This window comes from Burkholderia puraquae (genome assembly GCF_002099195.1).
Classification (GTDB): domain Bacteria; phylum Pseudomonadota; class Gammaproteobacteria; order Burkholderiales; family Burkholderiaceae; genus Burkholderia; species Burkholderia puraquae.
Genome location: NZ_NBYX01000021.1, coordinates 18,790 through 37,607, shown reverse-complemented (window position 1 = coordinate 37,607; position 18,818 = coordinate 18,790). Strand labels below are relative to the sequence as shown.

17 protein-coding genes and 1 pseudogene are annotated in these 18,818 nt (G+C 67.4%); 8 read left to right on the top strand and 10 right to left on the bottom strand.

The features are described from left to right. Positions 1-98 precede the first annotated feature (98 nt). Positions 99-1,163 carry a LacI family DNA-binding transcriptional regulator gene (locus tag B7G54_RS30115; RefSeq protein WP_085042341.1) on the bottom strand — a complete coding sequence of 355 codons (1,065 nt, stop codon included), beginning with the start codon at positions 1,161-1,163 and terminating at the stop codon, positions 99-101. 233 nt (positions 1,164-1,396) lie between these two features. On the opposite strand from B7G54_RS30115, the gene B7G54_RS30110 reads away from it, so the two are divergent. The 3 genes and pseudogenes from B7G54_RS30110 to B7G54_RS38325 form a co-directional block, all read left to right on the top strand. Then, positions 1,397-2,419, top strand: a complete 1,023-nt coding sequence (locus B7G54_RS30110) for a fatty acid desaturase family protein (protein ID WP_425266528.1) — start codon at positions 1,397-1,399, stop codon at positions 2,417-2,419. A gap of 36 nt (positions 2,420-2,455) precedes the next feature. Beyond that, on the top strand, positions 2,456-2,764 hold the full coding sequence (locus B7G54_RS30105; RefSeq protein WP_085042339.1) for a non-heme iron oxygenase ferredoxin subunit: 309 nt from the start codon (positions 2,456-2,458) through the stop codon (positions 2,762-2,764). A 9-nt stretch (positions 2,765-2,773) separates the two neighbouring features. Next, positions 2,774-2,923 (top strand): annotated as a pseudogene (locus B7G54_RS38325) (FAD-dependent oxidoreductase); the annotation flags it as partial. A gap of 161 nt (positions 2,924-3,084) precedes the next feature. Here B7G54_RS38325 and B7G54_RS30100 read toward each other — a convergent pair. From B7G54_RS30100 to glpD, 3 genes are all read right to left on the bottom strand, one after another. After that, a complete protein-coding gene (locus B7G54_RS30100) occupies positions 3,085-3,801 on the bottom strand; it encodes an MIP/aquaporin family protein (RefSeq protein WP_006484467.1) in 717 nt (238 codons plus the stop codon). Between the two features lie 81 nt (positions 3,802-3,882). Beyond that, the gene (gene glpK, locus B7G54_RS30095; RefSeq protein WP_085042338.1) at positions 3,883-5,385 is read right to left on the bottom strand and encodes a glycerol kinase GlpK; all 1,503 of its coding nucleotides are present in this window, start codon (positions 5,383-5,385) and stop codon (positions 3,883-3,885) included. A 105-nt stretch (positions 5,386-5,490) separates the two neighbouring features. Beyond that, positions 5,491-7,014: a glycerol-3-phosphate dehydrogenase gene (glpD, locus tag B7G54_RS30090; RefSeq protein ID WP_085042337.1), complete on the bottom strand. Its 1,524-nt coding sequence runs from the start codon at positions 7,012-7,014 to the stop codon at positions 5,491-5,493. Positions 7,015-7,176: 162 nt separating this feature from the next. On the opposite strand from glpD, the gene B7G54_RS30085 reads away from it, so the two are divergent. Further along, positions 7,177-7,545 carry a hypothetical protein gene (locus B7G54_RS30085; protein WP_085042336.1) on the top strand — a complete coding sequence of 123 codons (369 nt, stop codon included), beginning with the start codon at positions 7,177-7,179 and terminating at the stop codon, positions 7,543-7,545. Between the two features lie 89 nt (positions 7,546-7,634). Here the strand turns inward: B7G54_RS30085 and B7G54_RS30080 are convergent, their stop codons facing one another. Beyond that, positions 7,635-7,832, bottom strand: coding sequence for a hypothetical protein (locus tag B7G54_RS30080; RefSeq protein WP_006751304.1), 198 nt, complete (start codon positions 7,830-7,832; stop codon positions 7,635-7,637). Positions 7,833-8,137: 305 nt separating this feature from the next. Beyond that, complete coding sequence (locus B7G54_RS30075) at positions 8,138-8,917, bottom strand: DeoR/GlpR family DNA-binding transcription regulator (RefSeq protein WP_040141834.1); 780 nt, start codon at positions 8,915-8,917, stop codon at positions 8,138-8,140. Positions 8,918-9,139: 222 nt separating this feature from the next. On the opposite strand from B7G54_RS30075, the gene B7G54_RS30070 reads away from it, so the two are divergent. The 3 genes from B7G54_RS30070 to B7G54_RS30060 all read left to right on the top strand — a co-directional run bounded on the left by B7G54_RS30070 (position 9,140) and on the right by B7G54_RS30060 (position 12,512). After that, on the top strand, positions 9,140-10,780 hold the full coding sequence (locus B7G54_RS30070) for a gamma-glutamyltransferase family protein (RefSeq protein ID WP_085042335.1): 1,641 nt from the start codon (positions 9,140-9,142) through the stop codon (positions 10,778-10,780). Positions 10,781-11,107: 327 nt separating this feature from the next. Beyond that, complete coding sequence (locus B7G54_RS30065; protein ID WP_011353107.1) at positions 11,108-11,935, top strand: ferritin-like domain-containing protein; 828 nt, start codon at positions 11,108-11,110, stop codon at positions 11,933-11,935. A 70-nt stretch (positions 11,936-12,005) separates the two neighbouring features. Further along, positions 12,006-12,512, top strand: a complete 507-nt coding sequence (locus tag B7G54_RS30060; protein ID WP_085042334.1) for a hypothetical protein — start codon at positions 12,006-12,008, stop codon at positions 12,510-12,512. Here B7G54_RS30060 and B7G54_RS30055 read toward each other — a convergent pair. From B7G54_RS30055 to B7G54_RS30045, 3 genes are all read right to left on the bottom strand, one after another. After that, the gene (locus B7G54_RS30055; RefSeq protein ID WP_085042333.1) at positions 12,506-13,969 is read right to left on the bottom strand and encodes a DEAD/DEAH box helicase; all 1,464 of its coding nucleotides are present in this window, start codon (positions 13,967-13,969) and stop codon (positions 12,506-12,508) included. The two genes, B7G54_RS30060 and B7G54_RS30055, sit on opposite strands and share 7 nt — an antisense overlap. Before the next feature lie 134 nt (positions 13,970-14,103). Further along, the gene (locus B7G54_RS30050) at positions 14,104-15,402 is read right to left on the bottom strand and encodes a c-type cytochrome (RefSeq protein ID WP_085042332.1); all 1,299 of its coding nucleotides are present in this window, start codon (positions 15,400-15,402) and stop codon (positions 14,104-14,106) included. Positions 15,403-15,421: 19 nt separating this feature from the next. Then, complete coding sequence (locus B7G54_RS30045; RefSeq protein ID WP_085042331.1) at positions 15,422-16,186, bottom strand: c-type cytochrome; 765 nt, start codon at positions 16,184-16,186, stop codon at positions 15,422-15,424. Between the two features lie 373 nt (positions 16,187-16,559). Here B7G54_RS30045 and B7G54_RS30040 point away from each other — a divergent pair, with 373 nt between their 5' ends. Next, entirely contained in the window at positions 16,560-17,492 is a 933-nt protein-coding gene (locus tag B7G54_RS30040) for a CopD family protein (protein ID WP_085042330.1), read from the top strand. Between the two features lie 156 nt (positions 17,493-17,648). Here B7G54_RS30040 and dgoD read toward each other — a convergent pair whose 3' ends face one another. Then, a complete protein-coding gene (gene dgoD / locus B7G54_RS30035) occupies positions 17,649-18,797 on the bottom strand; it encodes a galactonate dehydratase (protein ID WP_085042329.1) in 1,149 nt (382 codons plus the stop codon). Between the last annotated feature and the right edge of the window lie 21 nt (positions 18,798-18,818).

Here is an 18,818-nt window from a genome sequence, read left to right as displayed (position 1 = left end):
AACGTTGGCGAAAAATCGCCAATGCGGCGGTCGATTTTTTTGCAACGCGCACGCGGCGCGACAGGCGGTGCACCAGACAGCGCACCAGGCGGCGCGATTCAGGCCGGCAGGTAGGCGCTCGTCCTCACGTTTGCCGGACAGAACACGCGGAATTCGACCGGGTCCGCCGGCGGCGGCTGTTCGACGATCCCGCACGCATGCAGCACGTGCTGCAGCGCGGAAATCACCTGGCCGTCCGGATCCTGGTCGATCGCGAGATCCATCGCGCCGGCTTCGATGAAGGTGCGGTGCTGGTCGATCATCTCGTGGCCGATCCACACGACGCGGCCGGCCGCGCCGGCCTTGCGCAGCGCCGCTTCGATGCCGGCCGAGCCGGCGCCGCTGTTGTAGATCGCGACCACGTCGTCGTGCGCCTGCAGCGCCTTCGTCACGGCGCGGTAGCAGCGGTCGTCCTGGTCGAGCGTCTCGACCGGCTCGTCGTCGCAGCGGACGGCGGCGAACGCTTCGGCGAGCTGGTCGCGGCAGCCGGCCATCCGGTCTGCGTGCGCGCGGTAGCCCATGCGCCCGCCGAGCAGCAGTACGCGGCCGGGGCGCGCCGCCAGGCGGCCGATGTAGTAGCCGGCCGTGCGGCCGGCCCGGTAGTTGTCGATGCCCGCGAAGTGCACGCGGTCGATGCCGCCGATGTCGGTGACCATCGTGACGACGGTCTCGCCGCGCGCGATCGCGCCGGCCAGCGCGTCGCGCACGCGGGCCGTGTCGCGCGCCGTGACGATCAGCGCCGCGCGCCGGTAGGCAGGTCGTTCGATCAGCGCGGCGGCCCGCTCGTCGTCCGCGGCGGGCAGGATCGTCCGGTGCACGACCACGCGCCGGTCGAGCATCTGCAGCGAGCGCTGCAGCGCCAGCTGCAGCCGCCGGAAGAACGTCGCGTCGGTATCCGGCAGCAGCACGTCGACGTGGATCAGCCCATGCCGCGTGTCCGGCAACTGGCGCGGCACGCCGAGCTGCCGCGCGGCCGCGACCACGCGTTCGCGCGCCTGCGCCGATACGCTGCCGCGCTCGTTCAGCACGCGGTCGACGGTGGTCGTGCTGACCCCGGCGAGCGCTGCGATCTCGTCGAAGCGCGCGGTGCGCTTGCGCCAGCGCGGCCCGGATTCGCCTGCCATGGTTGTCTCCATCCTGGTGTCGCCATCGAGACGTGGCGATGCGTGGAACGCTAAAGCGATGGCGAAATTTCGTCAACGTTTCGATTGAGCGGGAGAGGCTGCGGGCCTAATTTTGATTCCATGCGCGAAGCGCTTGCCGCGCTTCCTAAGTACAAGGAATCCAGGAGACGCACGTGGTTCATATCGACGACCAGGCGCACGACCGCACGGCGGCGCGCCGTCGGGAATACCGGATGATCGGCGGCGCCGGCGAGCGCGCGCACGCGGCCGGGCTCGTCAACGCCGAGTGGTACCGGTGCCCGGTGCCGCGGCCGCTGATGAAGCAGCTGATGCAGCGCGGCGATGCCCGCGCGATCCGTGACACGCTGATCTGGTACGCGGCGATCGCGATCAGCGGCGTGCTCGCGTGGCTGGCATGGCGCGCGCATTCGGCGTGGGCGATCCCCGCGTTCTTCGTGTACGGCACGCTCTACTGCAGCCCGGCCGACTCGCGCTGGCACGAATGCGGGCACGGCACCGCGTTCCGCACGCGCTGGATGAACGACGTGCTGTACCAGGTCGCGTCGTTCCAGGTGTTCCGCCGCGCGACGGCGTGGCGCTGGAGCCATGCGCGCCATCACACCGATACGCTGGTCGTCGGGCGCGATCCGGAAATCGCCGCGCCGAAGCCGACCGACTGGCTCTCGCTCGCGCTGAACATCGTCGCGCTGAAGCATGTGGCCGGCGAGCTGCGCAAGACGATCGCGATCGCGTTCACCGGCCGGCTCGACGACGAGGAGCGCACCTACGTGCCCGAATCGGAAGTGCCGAAGGTGGTGCGCGAGTCGCGCATCCATCTCGCGGTGTATGCGTGCGCGATCGGTGCTTCGCTGTACTGGCACACGATCCTGCCGCTGCTCTACATCGGGCTGCCGAGCCTCTACGGCGCATGGCTGTACCTGTATTTCGGCCTCACGCAGCACGCGGGCATGCCCGAGAACGTGCTCGATCACCGGCGCAACTGCCGGACCGTGATGATGAATCCCGTGTTCCGCTTCCTGTACTGGAACATGAACTATCACGTCGAGCACCACATGTTCCCGATGGTGCCGTTCCACGCGCTGCCGAAGCTGCACGAGGCCGTGAAGGCCGACATGCCGCCGCCGTATCGCAGCACGCTGGCCGCGTATGCGGAGATCGTGCCGGCGCTGGTCCGGCAGACGCGCGATCCGTCCCATTACGTCGTGCGGCCCGTGCCGGATACCGCGCGTGCGTGACCGATATCGAACCTTCCGACCCAGGAGACACGCAACATGACGCAATGGATCGACACCGTCGCGCTCGACGACATCGACGACGAAGACGTCGCGCGCTTCGACCATGCCGGCCACACGTACGCGATCTACCGCATCGACGGCGAAGTCTATGCGAGCGACGGCCTGTGCACGCACGAGCACGTGCATCTCGCGGACGGGCTCGTGATCGACCACGTGATCGAATGCCCGAAGCACAACGGGCGCTTCGACGTGCGTGACGGCCGGCCGCTGTCCGCACCCGCATGCGAGAAGCTGCGCACGTATCGCGCGAAGATCGAAGACGGCCGCATCCTGATCGAGGTGTGACGCGATGACGAGCGACCGGCGGGCGGCGCGCTGGCCGTCGTGCTCGACGACGGCCACACACTGGTCGCCGATACGGTCGTGGCCGGCATCGGCATCGATCCGGCCGACGAGCTGGCGCGCGATGCGGGCCTGGCGGTCGAGCGCGGGATCGACGTGAGCCCGGCGGCCGTTGCGGATGCGGGCGTGAAGCTGAAGTCGCTGGTGTGAAGTCGCGGGTCTCGGCCGCTGGCGGCCGGTTGCGGAAACGAAGCAGCGGGGGAGCGAAGGAAGGCGAGTGAAGCGCGCGGCGGTGGAAGCCGCGCGCTTCGGTCAGACGGCGATCAGATCGTCGTGTGCAGGTGCAGGTACAGGCCGGCCGCCGCGGCGCCGCCCAGCAGCGGGCCGACGACGGGCACCCACGCATAGCGCCAGTCGCTGTCGCGCTTGCCGGGGATCGGCAGCAGCGCGTGCATGATGCGCGGCGACAGGTCGCGTGCGGGGCTCATCGCATAGCCGGTCGGGCCGCCGAGCGAGATGCCGATGCCGAGCACGAGCAGGCCGACGGGCAGCGCGTCGAGGGCGCCGAGGCCGACCTGCGGCGACGCGAGGTACAGCACGCCGAGGATCAGCACGAATGTGCAGATCGCTTCGGTCAGCACGTTGTGCGTGACGCTGCGGATCGCGGGCGCCGTGCAGAACACCGCGAGCTTCAGGTCCGCATCGGCTTCCTTCGCGAAGTGCTGGCGATAGGCGAGCCACACGAGCAGCGCGCCCGCCATCCCGCCGAGCATCTGCGCGAGGACATAGCCGCCGACTTTCGACCACGCGAACTTGCCCGCGAGCGCGAGACTGATGGTGACGATCGGGTTCAGGTGCGCGCCGCTGAACGATGCGGTCACGTAGACGGCGACGAATACGGCCATCGCCCAGCCCATCACGATCACGATCAGGTCCGCGCCTTTGCCCTTGGTCTTTGCAAGCAGCACGTTTGCGACCGCGCCGTTGCCGAGCAGCACGAGGATCGCTGTGCCGATGAACTCTGCAATATAAGGTGACATGGTTGTCTCTCGTAAGTCACGGCGGACTCGCGCGTTGCGCGGTCCGCCGGTGTTGTTGTATTTCGTCTGGATGTCTGAAGATTACTGGGCGTCGTCGGCCCATGCCTTCGCGGCACGCACGGCACGCTGCCAGCCCGACATGCAGCGTTCGACCTGCTCCTTCGGCATCGACGGCGAGAAGCGGCGATCGAGCTGCCACTGGTCGCGCACTTCGTCGAGGTTCTTCCAGTAGCCGATCGCGAGGCCCGCGAGGTAGGCCGCGCCGAGCGCGGTCGTCTCGGTGATCTGCGGACGTACCGCGTCGACGCCGAGCAGGTCTGCCTGGAACTGCATCAGCAGGTCGTTCGCGCTCGCGCCGCCGTCGACGCGCAGCTCGCCGATGCTGATGCCCGAATCGGCTTCCATCGCGGCCAGCACGTCGAGCGACTGGTACGCGATCGAATCGAGCGCCGCGCGTGCGAGGTGCGCGGAGGTCGTGCCGCGCGTGACGCCGAACACCGAGCCGCGCGCCCGCGCATTCCAGTGCGGTGCGCCGAGGCCGGCGAACGCGGGCACCAGGTAGACGCCGTCGGTGTGCGGCACGCTCGCGGCGAGCGCTTCGATTTCAGCGGCCGACTTGATGATGCCGACGCCGTCGCGCAGCCACTGCACCACCGCGCCCGCGATGAAGATGCTGCCTTCCAGCGCGTACTGCACGTTGTCGCCGATCTGCCAGGCGATCGTCGTGACGAGGTTGTTCTTCGACTCGATCGGCTTGTCGCCGGTGTTCATCATCAGGAAGCAGCCGGTGCCGTAGGTGTTCTTCACCATGCCCGAGGTCGTGCACATCTGGCCGAACAGCGCCGCCTGCTGGTCGCCGGCGATGCCCGCGAGCGGGATCTTCGACGCGAACACAGTGGTCTTCGTGTGGCCGTAGATTTCCGACGAGGCCTTCACTTCCGGCAGCATGCTGCGCGGGATGTCGAGCAGTTCGAGCAGCTCGTTGTCCCATTCGCGCGTGTGGATGTTGAACAGCATCGTGCGCGATGCGTTCGTCACGTCGGTCACGTGCAGTTCGTGCTTCGTGAAGTTCCACACGAGCCAGCTGTCGACGGTGCCGAACGCGAGCTTGCCCTGCCTGGCCTTCTCGCGTGCGCCCGGCACGTTGTCGAGGATCCAGCGGATCTTGGTCCCCGAGAAGTACGAATCGATCGGCAGGCCGGTCTTCGCGCGCACCTTCGCTTCGAGGCCCTGCGCTTTCAGCGAGTCGCAGAAGTCGGCCGTGCGGCGATCCTGCCAGACGATCGCGTTGTAGACGGGCTGGCCCGTCTCGCGATCCCAGACGATGGTCGTTTCGCGCTGGTTGGTGATGCCGATCGCGGCGATCGACGTGCCGTTCAGGCCCGTGCGCGTGACGGCTTCGGCGGCGACGCCGGCTTGCGTCGACCAGATTTCCTGCGGGTCGTGCTCGACCCAGCCGGGTTGCGGGTAGATCTGCTCGAATTCCTTCTGGGCGATCGATACGATATTGCCCTGGCGATCGAACAGCATCGCGCGGGAACTCGTGGTGCCCTGGTCAAGCGCGAGGATGTACTGATCCTGCATGTCTCTCATCTCCATCCGTGGATTTGGCTTAGTTGTGATGCGCGCCGCATGCGGGCGGCGCGTCGGTGAATCAACGTCGGTACGGCAACTGCAACTGCATCCGGATCAGGCGTGCGGCGCGTGCGCGGCAGCGAACCACGCGTCGACCGCGGCGGTCACCGCATCGAGCGTGCCAGGAGCCACGTGCAGGCCGAGCTTCGAGCGGCGCCACAGCACGTCCTGCGCGCAGGTTGCCCATTCGGCGTCGCGCAGGTAGCGGAGTTCGGCGTCGTGGATGCCCGGTGCGATTTCGGTGCCGAGATCGGCGAGCGACTTCGCACCGTCGATCACGCGCTCCGCACGCGTGCCGTATGCGCGCGCATAGCGGCGGGCGAGTGCAGCCGGCAGCCATGGATGACGCTTCGCGAACTGCGCGGCGAACGGGTCGAACTTCGCATCGGCGATGTCGCCGCCCGGCAGCGCGACGCCGGCCGTCCAGGTCTTCGCGTCGCGGCCGAGCGCCCGGCACAGCATGTCGCCGGCTTCTTCCGCGAGCTTGCGGAACGTCGTGATCTTGCCGCCGAACACCGACAGCAGCGGGGCGCCCGCGCCGTCGTCCAGCTCGAGGCGGTAATCGCGCGTGACGGCCGACGCGTTCGTGGCGTTCTCGTCTTCCAGCAGCGGGCGCACGCCCGAGTAGGTCCAGTGCACGTCGGCCGGCGAGATCTTGCGCTTGAAGTAGCGGTTGATCGAGTCGCACAGGTACTGCGTCTCGTCGCGATCGATCGCGACCTTCGCGGGATCGTTCGTATATTCGACGTCGGTCGTGCCGACCAGCGTGAAATCGTGTTCGTACGGAATCGCGAAGATGATCCGCTTGTCCGGGTTCTGGAAGATGTACGCGTGGTCGTGATCGAACAGGCGGCGCGTGATGATGTGGCTGCCCTTCACGAGCCGCACGCTGTGATGCGCGCCGCGGCCGAGCGCGCCGTGCAGCACTTCGCCGACCCACGGGCCGGCCGCGTTCGCGATCGCGCGCGCATGCACGACGCGGATCGAACCGTCGGCGTGCTGCAGACGCGCTTCCCATTCGTCGCCGCGGCGTTCGGCGGAGACCAGCTTCGTGCGCGTCAGGATCTCGGCGCCGCGCTCCTTCGCATCCATCGCGTTCAGCACGACGAGGCGCGCGTCGTCGACCCAGCCGTCCGAATAGACGAAGCCGCGCTTGATCGAATCGATCAGCGGCGCGCCGGCCGCATGGCGGCGCATGTCGATGCCGCGCGAGCCGGGCAGCAGTTCGCGTTTCGCGAGGTGATCGTAAAGGAACAGGCCGATGCGGATCAGCCAGGCCGGACGCAGGTTCGGCATGTGCGGCATCACGAAGCGCAGCGGCCACATGATGTGCGGCGCCGCGCGCAGCAGCGTCTCGCGCTCCTGCAGCGCCTTGCGCACGAGTCCGAACTCGTTGTACTCCAGGTAGCGCAGGCCGCCGTGAATCAGCTTCGTGCTGGACGACGACGTGTGCGACGCGAGATCGTCCTGCTCGCAGAGCATGACCGACAGGCCGCGGCCGGCCGCATCGCGCGCGATGCCCGCGCCGTTGATGCCGCCGCCGACGACGAGCAGATCGTAGCGATTCGGTTGGGTCACCTGCTGTCCTTATCGTCTGAGGGAAATGGGTGAACAGGAAATGTTCGAATTCGAAATTTAACGAACGAAATCGAAAAAGTAAAGTTCGAAAAAGCGGGGCCAGTAGCGCGCGGCACGATCCCGGACGATACTGGCGGAATCGACCGTTTCGCGAGGTGAATCATGCGTATTGGGATGTGGGCCGGCGTATGCGCCGTCCTTCTGGCGGGGTGCAGTGCCGGCATGCCGCCGCTCGCCGGCAACTGGCGCACGCCGTCGTTCGTCGACCTGCAGACGGCGTGCGGCGGCACGGCGCGGGACTGGGGCGCGGACGCGCAGCCGGTCTACTCGACGCTGTACGACGCGTACGTGGCGAAACGGTATCGCGGGCTGACCGAAGCGAACTATTGTGCGTTCGTAAACGAACTTTCGACGCGCTATGCGACGCCCGACGCGGCGGCGCGTGCCGGCTGGATCGCGTATTTCAACGGTGCGCGCGCGCAGGCCATCAGCTGGCGGGCGGCAGTCGATCCCACGCTGCGCGGCGGCTGAAGCGGGCTGCAGCGGGCTGGCGGGGGAAGCGGGAACGACCGCGCGGCCCGGAATCCGGGCCGCGCGGTCAGGTCAGGAACGGTGTGGTCTTACGAATAGCGGTATTTGATGGATCGCAGCGCGGCGTCGCCGGTTTCGGTCACGCAGTATTTGCGCCCCGATCCGAGTCCTTCCAGACGGACGAGCTGCTGTTCGAGTAGTGCATCGATTTCGTCCCGATCCATGTTGGTTTGATCGGGAGCGTCCTTCACAAGCAATAGCGTGGCGAATTCATGCGGACTCAGCATCGTTCTCTCCATGGCGACCAGTCAGCCCGCGCGGCCGGCGCGAAAGCCGACGCGCGATACCCATATCGGGGTATGGCTTGGGGGGAAAAGCTGCATTCGCCGGCCATGCCATTCGTCCGCGCCCTGGCACAGGCGCAACGGTAGAACGGGCCGGGGAACTGGAGTCTAGTCGAGCACGCCGGCAACGACAAATCGTGCCCCGTTAATTTTCCGTTTGACAGCCGGGCCGCGCGCAAGCGGTTTGCTCGTGACGCCAACTTCTTGATTTCACTTGAAGTTTCAGGTGCGGTGCAGCATCGGAGCCGTCACTCGGCGACGTACACCTGGGTGCCGGCGGCCGCCACGGTGTCGGCCATCTCGGGCGGCAGCGGTTTGTCGGTGAAGAGCGCGTGCACCTGGCTCAGGTGGCCCTGGCGCACCAGCGCGGGGCGGCCGACCTTCGAATGGTCGGCCACGAGGTAGACCGTGCGCGCATGCTGCATGATCGCCTCGGCCACGCGCACCTCGCGCGTGTCGAAGTCGCGCAGCGTGCCGTCGGCCTCGATCGCCGACGTACCGATGATCGCGTAGTCGACCTTGAACTGGCGGATGAAGTCGATCGCGAGTTCGCCGACGATCCCCTTGTCCCACGGCCGCACGATGCCGCCCGTGATCAGCACCTCGCAGTCGGGGTAGCCGCTCATCATCGACGCGACATTCAGGTTGTTCGTGATCACGTGCAGCCCGTGGTGGCGGTTCAGCGCGCGTGCGACTTCCTCGGTGGTCGTGCCGAGGTTGATGAACAGCGAGGCCTGGTCGGGAATGTGCGACGCCGCCAGCGCCGCGATGCGCCGCTTCTCGTCATGGAACATCCGCTGGCGCGCCGTGTACGACACGTTCTCCGAACTGGTCGGCAGGCTCGCGCCGCCGTGGTAGCGGCGCAGCAGGTTCAGGTCGGCGAGCCAGTTCACGTCGCGGCGGATCGTCTGCGGCGTCACCGCGAAATGCGCGGCGAGATCGTCGACGGTCACGAAGCCGTCGCGCTGCACCCATTCGAGCAGTTCCTGCTGGCGCGCGTTGAGGGTGAGGCGGGGATCTCGGGTCATGGCTCGATGGTCGTGTCGTGAGACGGAGCAGGTATTGTAAGGGCGGCAACGGCGTTGGGCCGGCCTGAGCTGCATGGTCGCCTGCCATTCATGCGGAAATTGCATTGATTCATGTGACAAATGAATTTGTGCGATTGCGCGGATCGCGCTGCAATGGCGGATTGCCCGCGCACGCGGGTGCGCGTCCGGCGCGTTCATTCAGCTTTCGACGAGGTGGAACCGATGACTGGCTTCAACTGGCACAACCCGTATCCGACGACCCGCATTCCGGTGTTCGCGCGCAACGTCGTGTCGACGTCGCATCCGCTCGCCGCGCAGGCCGGGCTGCGAATGCTGTGGAAGGGCGGCAACGCGGTCGACGCGGCGCTGGCGGCCGCGGCCGCGATCACGGTCGTCGAGCCCGTGTCGTGCGGGCTCGGCGGTGACGCGTTCGCGCTCGTGTGGGACGGCGAGCGGCTGTCCGGGCTGAATGCGTCGGGTGTCGCGCCGGCCGCATGGAACGTCGACTATTTCCGCAAGCGCCACGGCGAGGCCGCGAACGGCATCGCGAACAAGCCGGTGCGCGGCTGGGACACCGTCACCGTGCCGGGTGTGATCGCGGGCTGGGAAGCGCTGCATGCGAAGTTCGGTTCGCTGCCGTTCGCGGACCTGCTCGAACCGGCGATCGAGATCGCGGAGCGCGGCTATGCGGTACCGCCGATCGTCGCGCACAAGTGGGCGGCCGCCGTACCCGAGCTGCAGGGGCTGCCGGGCTTCGCCGAAACCTTCATGCCGCGCGGCCGTGCGCCGCTCGTCGGCGAGCGCGTGTGCCTGCCCGGTCATGCGCAGACGCTGCGCACGCTCGCGAAGGGGGGCGCCCGCGCGTTCTACGAGGGTGCGCTCGCCGAGCGCATCGCCGCGTTCTCGCGCGAAGGCGGCGGCGCGCTGACCGCAGCCGACTTGCGCGCGTACCGGCCGGAATGGGTCGAGCCGATCGGCAAGCGCTTCGGCCGTCATACGATCCACGAGATTCCGCCGAACGGGCAGGGCATTGCCGCGCTGATCGCGCTCGGGATCGCCGAACATGCTGGCGTGACCGGATGGCCAGTCGATTCGGTCGACTCGCAGCATCTGCAGATCGAGGCGATGAAGCTTGCGTTCGCCGATGTCTATCGTTACGTCGCCGATCCGCGCGCGATGGTGGTCACGCCCGAACAGATGCTCGACGACGCGTATCTCGCCGAACGCGCGAAGCTGATCGATCCCGCGCGCGCGACGCACTTCGGCGCCGGCCGGCCGCATTCGGGCGGCACGATCTACCTGTCGGCGGCCGACGAGCGCGGGATGATGGTGAGCTTCATCCAGTCGAACTACATGGGCTTCGGCTCGGGGCTCGTCGTGCCCGGCACCGGCATTGCGCTGCAGAACCGCGGGCACGGCTTCTCGATGGACCCGGCTTCGCCGAACGTCGTCGCGGGCGGCAAGCGGCCGTTCCACACGATCATCCCGGCGTTCGTCACCGAGGAGGTCGGCGGCCGAACCGAGGCCGTGATGAGCTTCGGCGTGATGGGCGGCGACATGCAGCCGCAGGGGCACCTGCAGACCGTCGTGCGGATGCTCGGCTATGGCCAGCAACCGCAGGCTGCTTGCGATGCGCCGCGCTGGAAGGTCAACCGCGACTTCACGCTCGACGTCGAGGTAACGATGAATCGCGCGACCGTCGATGCGCTGGCCGCACGCGGCCATACGATCAAGTCGATCGACGATCCTTACATGGATTTCGGCTCGGGGCAGTTCATCTGGCGTCTCGATCGCGACGATCGCGAGCGCGGCTACGTGGCCGCGAGCGACAGCCGGCGCGACGGTCTGGCGGCCGGTTTCTGACCGATTGCCGCTGGCTTTCGCCGGCATTTCCTGCGCTTCACGGGCGGCCGAATGGCCGCCCGTTTCGTTTTCCGCGGCCTGTATCGCCGCGCGGGCGCAAGCGGTTTGAAGGACTCGTCTAACCAACGGCAACAGACGCCGCGGAACTGCGCTCGTCGGGTATGGTCAGTGCTCTGGAGCACGAACATCAAAGTCCGGCTAAGATGCCAGCATGGTTCGGCCGGACCAATCCACTATAAACGCAAGTAATACGCCGCCTGCGGGGCGGTTGGCGCCAGTGCCGAAGGCATGGGCCGGCCCCCGCGCGACGACTGGGAGCGCACCACCATGGACACCAAAACGACGCATGTGATGCCGTGGCGAATCGAGGACATCGACCTGAACCGGATCGATCGTCAGCGTGCCGCCGCGAACGAGGATCTGTTGCTGCTGCTGTGCGCGTCGTCGTTCATCGAAAGCGGTTCGGATCTCTATACGAGCAATCTGAGCCAGTTCTTCAACGACGATCCGGAAGTCTCCGCATGGCTCAACAATGCATGGGAGCACGAAGAATTGCAGCACGGGCGCGCGCTGAAGGCGTACATCGCGCACGTGTGGCCGGAGTTCGACTGGGATACCGCGTTCGCGAATTTCTTCGCCGAATATTCGAAGACCTGCAAGGTCGAGGCGTTCGAGAAGACCCGCGCGCTCGAGATGGTCGCGCGCTGTGTCGTCGAGACGGGTACGGCCACGCTCTATCGCGCGATCAACGAATGCTCGGACGAGCCCGTGCTGAAGGAAATCACCGACAACATCCGCACGGACGAAGTGCGTCACTACAAGCACTTCTTCAAGTTCTTCAAGAAGTACAACCAGCTCGAAGGCAACGGCCGGCTTGCGGTGCTCGGCGCGCTGGCGCGCCGCGTGATGGAAATCAAGAACGAGGATTCCGAGATCGCGCTGCGCCACGTGTTCGCGGTCCGCTACCCGGATCGCGTCGGCGACAGCCAGTACAACCGCGAGCGAGCCGCGCGCATCAGCACGCTCGTGCGGCGCAACCTGTCGGCCGACATGTGCGTGAAGATGCTGCTCAAGCCGCTCGACCTGCCCGCGAAGATCCAGCCGGGCGTCCACTATCCGCTCACGAAGATCACGCGGCACGTGTTCCTGCGCTGATCGCCGCGGCGCGGCCCGTCGCGCGTATGCTGCGGCTTCTTCATCCGCTTTCCATCGGGGCCACGCCATCATGACCGATACCCATCGCCACGCGCTCGAACAATGGACGTTCGATGCGTGGCCGCCGGCCGTCGTCGCGCTGTTCGACGGCACCGCGCTCGAGCGTCATGCCGACTTCGCCGCATCGCTGATCGTCGCGACCGACGATGGCCAGTTACGCACGACGCTGCTCGGCGTCGGCGAGATCTATGCACACGATACGCGCACGCTGCTGCTGGCGCTCTGGCCGCAATCGCGTGCGGCGCGCGCGATCGCACAACGGCGTACGGCCGCGTTGACGCTTGTCGCGGACGGCGCGTTCTTTCAGGCGCAATTGAGGATGGCGCCGCTCGAAGGAGACTTCGGCGGCCTGGCCGGATTCGCTGCGACGATCGCGCACGGCGATGCGCAGCGGGTCGGCTATGCGCGTCTCGCGACAGGCGTCACATTCACGCTGGAAGGGGAGCGCGCCGCGGTGCTCGCGCGCTGGCAACGCCAGGTCGAGCACCTGCGGCGCGCGGCCGCGCGGCTTCAGTGACCGCGCTGGCCGCTGCGCGACGAACGGTTGCGGTTCGGGTGCGCGGCGTTGCCGTTCGCCGGGCGCGCACTGTTGCCGCCGCCCGCCGGGCGTCCACCGCTGCCGGCGGCACCGCCTTGTCCTTGCGTGCGCGGCTTCGCGGCCTTCTGCTGCGAAGCCTTCGGTTGCGACGCCTTCGGCTGCGCGTTGCCGTCGCGTTTCGCGGCCGGCTGGCCTGAGCCGCCTGCGCGCGGCTGGCGATTGCCGCCACCACCGCCACCGCCGCGCGGCTGCTGCTGCCCGCGGCGCTGCTGGATCGGCTCCGGTTTCGCATTCGGATCGGGTTCGAAGCCTGCGATCACTTCCTGCGGAATCTCGCGCTTGATCAGCCGCTCGATGTCGCGCAGCAGCTGCTTCTCGTCGACGCACACGAGCGACACGGCTTCGCCGGTCGCACCCGCGCGGCCCGTGCGGCCGATCCGGTGCACGTAGTCTTCCGGCACGTTCGGCAGGTCGAAGTTGACGACATGCGGCAGCTGGTCGATGTCGATCCCGCGCGCGGCGATATCGGTCGCGACGAGCACCTGCAGCGTGCTGTTCTTGAACTCCGCCAGCGCGCGCGTGCGGGCCGACTGACTCTTGTTGCCGTGGATCGCCATCGCGCTGATGCCGTCCTTCGTCAACTGCTCGGCGAGCCGGTTCGCGCCGTGCTTGGTGCGCGTGAACACGAGCACCTGGAACCAGTTGTGCTCGCGGATCAGATGCGTGAGCAGTTCGCGCTTGCGGTCGCGGTCGACCGGGTGGATTTTCTGCGCGACGCTTTCGGCGGTCGTGTTGCGGCGTGCGACCTCGATCAGCGCGGGCGAGTCGAGCAGGCTGTCGGCGAGCGCCTTGATTTCATCGGAGAACGTGGCCGAGAACAGCAGGTTCTGGCGCTGCGGCGGCAGCTTCGCGAGCACGCGCTTGATGTCGTGGATGAAGCCCATGTCGAGCATCCGGTCGGCTTCGTCGAGCACGAGGATGTCGAGATTCGACAGGTCGATCGTCTTCTGCTGCATGTGGTCGAGCAGGCGGCCCGGCGTCGCGACGACGATGTCGACGCCGCGCTTGAGCGCATCGATCTGCGGATTGATGCTGACGCCACCGAACATCACGGTCGAGCGCAGCTTCACGTACTTGCTGTAGGCGCGGACGCTTTCCTCGACCTGGGCGGCGAGTTCGCGTGTCGGCGTGAGGATCAGCGCACGCACCGCGCGCTTCGCGCCGCGTTGCTCGGCGTAGAACGTATGCAGGCGTTGCAGGATCGGCAGCGTGAAGCCGGCGGTCTTGCCGGTGCCCGTCTGCGCGCCGGCGAGCAGGTCGCCGCCGCCGAGGACGGCGGGGATCGCCTGCTGCTGGATCGGGGTCGGCGACGTGTAGCCGAGCTCGTTGACCGCCTTGACCAACGGTTCGGCCAAGCCGAGAGATTCGAAAGACATAGATACCACTCTTCAGTTTTATGATCGGCGACGTCTCGCGCGGCCCGCGCGGGAGATGACATCGCAAAATGCAAAATGCAAAAGGGCGCGGCCGCGGTTTCCCGCAGCCGCGCCCCGTGTGTGTCCGCCGCTTCTTAGTCGAGCGGCGCGGAACGTAGATCGCTCACCTGTTGCGGCGAGATCGGCGTCCCGTTGTTGCCCCACGACATCCGGATATACGTGACAACCGCCGCCACTTCCTGGTTCGACAGCGACTGTGCGAACGGCGGCATCCCATACGGACGCGGATTCTTGAACGTGCTCGGCGGATAGCCACCGTTCAGCACCATGCGGATCGGGTTGACCGCCGATTCCATCATGATCGAGTGGTTGCCCGCGAGCGGCGGATACGCCGGCGGCTTGCCTGCGCCGGTTTCGGCGTGGCAGGTCGCGCAGTTGTCCGCGTAGATCTTCTTGCCCTGGTCGAACAGCGCGCTGCCGAACTGCTTCGACGGCTCGTACTGCATGTTCTTCGGTGCTTCAGCCTTCTGCGGGATCGACTTCAGGTACGTCGACATCGCGCGCGTATCTTCGTCGGTCATGTACTGCAGGCTGTTGTGCACGACGTCCGCCATCGGGCCGAACACCGCGCCCTTGTTCGACACGCCGGCCTGCAGCAGGTCGGACAGCTCCTGCACGTGCCAGTCGCCGAGGCCGAGTTCCTTGTCGTTCGTCAGCGACGGCGCATACCAGTTCTGCAGCGGAATCAGGCCGCCGGCGAACGCCGACCCTGTAACCGGGCCGCCCATCATGTTGATCGACGTGTGGCACATCGAGCAGTGGCCGAGGCCTTCGACGAGGTACGCGCCGCGGTTCCATTCGACCGACTTGGTCGGATCCGGCTTGTACTCGCCTTCCTTGAAGAACAGCGTGCGCCAGCCGATCAGCAGGTTGCGGTTGTTGAACGGGAACTTCAGTTCATGCGGACGGCTCGGCACCGACACCGGCGCGACCGAGCGCAGGTACGCGTAGATCGCGTCCGAATCCGAGCGTGTGACCTTCGTGTAGCTCGCGAACGGGAAGCCGGGGTAGAGCAGGCTGCCGTCCTTCGAACGACCGGTGTGCATCGCGCGGTAGAAGTCGTCCGACGTCCACTTGCCGATGCCGTCCTTGTCGTCCGGCGTGATGTTCGGCGTGTACATCGTGCCGAACGGCGTCGCCATCGGCAGGCCGCCCGCGAACGACTTGCCGCCGCGCACGGTGTGGCACGCGATACAGTCGCCGACGCGCGCGAGGTATTCGCCCTTCTTGATCAGCGCGGCCTGGTCGGCCGGCGTGGCCGCGACGGCCGAGGCGCCGTGCAGCGTATCGTTGCCCGGCCACAGGACCGGCACGAGGGCGGCAGCCGCGACGATCGCGACGGCCGAGAGTGCAAACAGGGACTTGCGTTTCATTGTGTCTGTCTCCCTTGCCTTATTGCGGTTCGCTGCCGCAGGCGAGCGGAGTCTTCATCGAACGCGCCGGAGCCGGCACGGGGTTGGCGGGCGCCGGTTGCGCGGCGAGCCATGCGGTCACGGCCGTCACGTCTTCGTCGGAAAGCTTCGAGGCGACGTCATGCATGCAATCGGGCGCCTTCGCGTGACGGTTGCCCGAACGCCATGCGCCGATCTGCGCGCTCAGGTAGTCGGCGTGCAGGCCGACCAGGCCCGGGATCGCCGGCTGCATGCCGGTCAGCGTCGCGCCGTGGCAGGCCACGCAGGCCGGCAGCTTGCGGGACGGATCGCCTTGCGTGACCAGCTGCTTGCCGCGCGCGAGCGTCGCGGCCGGCAGCGTCGGCTTCGCCGGCGCCGGGTACGGCGGGCGTTCAGCCGAGAAGTGCTCAGCCATCTCGCGCAGGTAGTCGTCGTTCAGGTACGTCAGCAGGTAGTTCATCGGCGGGTACTTGCGCCGGCCGTCACGGAAGTTGACGAGCTGGTTGTACAGGTACTCGGCCGGCTTGCCGGCAAGACGCGGGAAGTAGTCGTTGTCCGTACCCTGGCCATGGACGCCATGGCAGGCCGTACAGCCGCGCACGCGCTCGGCCATGCTATCGGGTGCCTTGAGCGGCGCCTGCTGGGCATGCGCTTGCTCCGTGGGCTTGGTCTGCGCTTGGGCAGCGCTCATAAGGCCCGCGCTGCCGAACATCAGAACGGCGAGCAGCGGACGGAAGAGGCGTCTTGAAGACACACGAGACTCCATGTTTATTCGACGGGGACCTGTCCGGGCTACGATCGGCTCGGCGCATGACAGCAAGGCAGCCGGGCTGCTGCGACGCGGCATTCTATCATCGATGGGTAATGACGGCTATTTGGCAAAAGGACGTCGGTTCCTGTCCGTTTGCGACTTGCGACAATTTGACGCGCACTGCGACATGCCGGTGTGAACCGGCGTGCGTTTTCACCATCGAAGACCGTACACTCGCGGGTCGCGCGGCGCCGCCTCCGCCGCAGGTCCAGTCATTTCTCCCGTTTCCGGATTCATCGATGACGTTTTCTACCGTGCCGTTGCCTTCCTCACGCTGTCTGTCCCGTTGCCGCCCCGTCGGCCTGCCGCTTTCGGGAGGGGGCACGCGATGAAGTTCGACAGCTTGTGGATCGGTCAGGTCGCGCTCGCGGCGCTGATGGACGCCGCGTTCGCGATGGCGGTCGGCTCGGCGCTGCTCAAGGCATGGCTCGGCAAGGACGGTGCGCGTCCGGTCGTCGCGCCGTCTCATCCCGCATGGCTGCGCGCGCAACATTCGCTGGTTGCGGCGGCACTGGCGCTGGTGCTCGCGGATCTCGGCTGGCTCATCTACGAGGCCGCGACGATGAGCGGGGCAGGGCTCGGCGGCGCGTTCGCCGCGATTCCCGTCATGCTGACGCAGACGCACACGGGCTTCGCGTGGAGTGTCGCGTTCGCCGGCGCCGTGGTGCTCGCGATCGTCGCGCTGGCGAAGCCGGACGGCCCGGTTGCCCATGCCGTGCTGTGGCTCGCGGTGATCGTGGTCGCGGCCGGCAAGGCGTCGCTCGGCCACGCGGCCGATACGGGCGCGCTGTCCGCAGCGGTCGGCGTGCAGACGCTGCACCTGCTCGCGACGGCCGTGTGGGGCGGCCTCGTGCTCGCGGGCGGGCTCGCGGTGTTGCCGGCGCTCGGTTCGTCGGTCGCGCGCGGGGCGCTGATCCGCATCGGCCAGCAACTGTCGCGTACGTCGATCATCTCGGTCGTCTTCGTGCTCGGCGCCGGCGCGCTCAACGCGATCCGCGGGCTCGGCGGTTCGCTCGCGCCGCTCGACGGCAGTACGTGGGGGCGCGTGTTGCTGCTGAAGCTGCTGCTCGTCGCACTCGCGCTCGTGCTCGGCGGCCTGAACCGCTTCGCGGCGCTGCCGCGCCTGCGCCGCACCGCGTCGACCGAGGATGCGCACACGTTCCGCAACATCCTGCATCTCGAAGCGATGACGATGATCGGCGTATTCGTCGCGGCCGCCGTGCTGTCGTTCAGCGTGCCGGGGTTCGCGGCCCTCGGCTGACGGCAGGATTCGCGCGGCGCGACGCAAGGCCGCTGGCGCGCACCCGGCATGTGCCGGGTGTCGTGCCGCGCATGCAAAAACGGCTGCCCGTCGGGCAGCCGTTCTCGATTCGATCCTTACCGCGCGGGCCGCAGCCGCGCGCGCTGCGCATCGCGCTCACCATTCGGCGACGCTGCCGTCCGCGTGACGCCACACCGGGTTGCGCCAGCGGTGGCCCGTCTTCGCCATCTCGCGCACCTTCTCCTCGTTGACGTCGATGCCGAGCCCCGGGCCCTGCGGGATCGCGACGAAGCCGTCCTCGTAGCGGAACACCTCGGGGTTGCGCAGGTAGTCGAGCAGGTCGTTGCCCTGGTTGTAGTGGATGCCGAGGCTCTGCTCCTGGATGAACGCGTTGTAGCTGACCGCGTCGAGCTGCAGGCACGCGGCGAGCGCGATCGGGCCGAGCGGGCAGTGCAGTGCGAGCGCGACGTCGTAGCTCTCGGCGAGCGTCGCGATCTTGCGGCACTCGGTGATGCCCCCCGCGTGCGACGCGTCGGGCTGGATGATGTCGACGTAGCCGCCCGCGAGGATGTGCTTGAAATCCCAGCGCGAGTAGAGCCGCTCGCCGAGCGCGATCGGCGTGTTGGTCTGGTTGGCGATGTCGCGCAGCGCCTCGGCGTTTTCCGACAGCACCGGCTCCTCGATGAACATCAGCTTGTACGGGTCGAGCTCCTTCGCGAGTACCTTCGCCATCGGCTTGTGCACGCGGCCGTGGAAGTCGACGCCGATTCCCACATGCGGGCCGACCGCATCGCGCACGGCCGCGACGTTCGCGATCACCTGCTCGACCTTGTCGTAGGTGTCGACGATCTGCAGCTCCTCGGAGCCATTCATCTTCACGGCCTTGAAGCCGCGCTCGACCACCGCACGCGCATTGTTCGCGACGTCGCTCGGCCGGTCGCCGCCGATCCACGAATACACCTTGATGCGATCGCGCACCTGGCCGCCGAGCAGCGCATGCACGGGCACGCCGTGATGCTTGCCCTTGATGTCCCACAGCGCCTGGTCGACGCCCGCGATCGCGCTCATCATGATCGGGCCGCCGCGGTAGAAGCCGGCGCGGTACATTACCTGCCAGTGATCCTCGATCAGCAGCGGATCGCGGCCCACGAGGTAGTCGGCCAGCTCCTGCACGGCGGCCTCGACCGTGTGTGCGCGACCTTCGACGATCGGCTCGCCCCACCCGACGATGCCCTCGTCGGTTTCGATCTTGAGGAACAGCCAGCGCGGCGGGACGACGAAGGTTTCGAGGCGGGTGATTTTCACGATGCGGGTCTCCAGGATTGA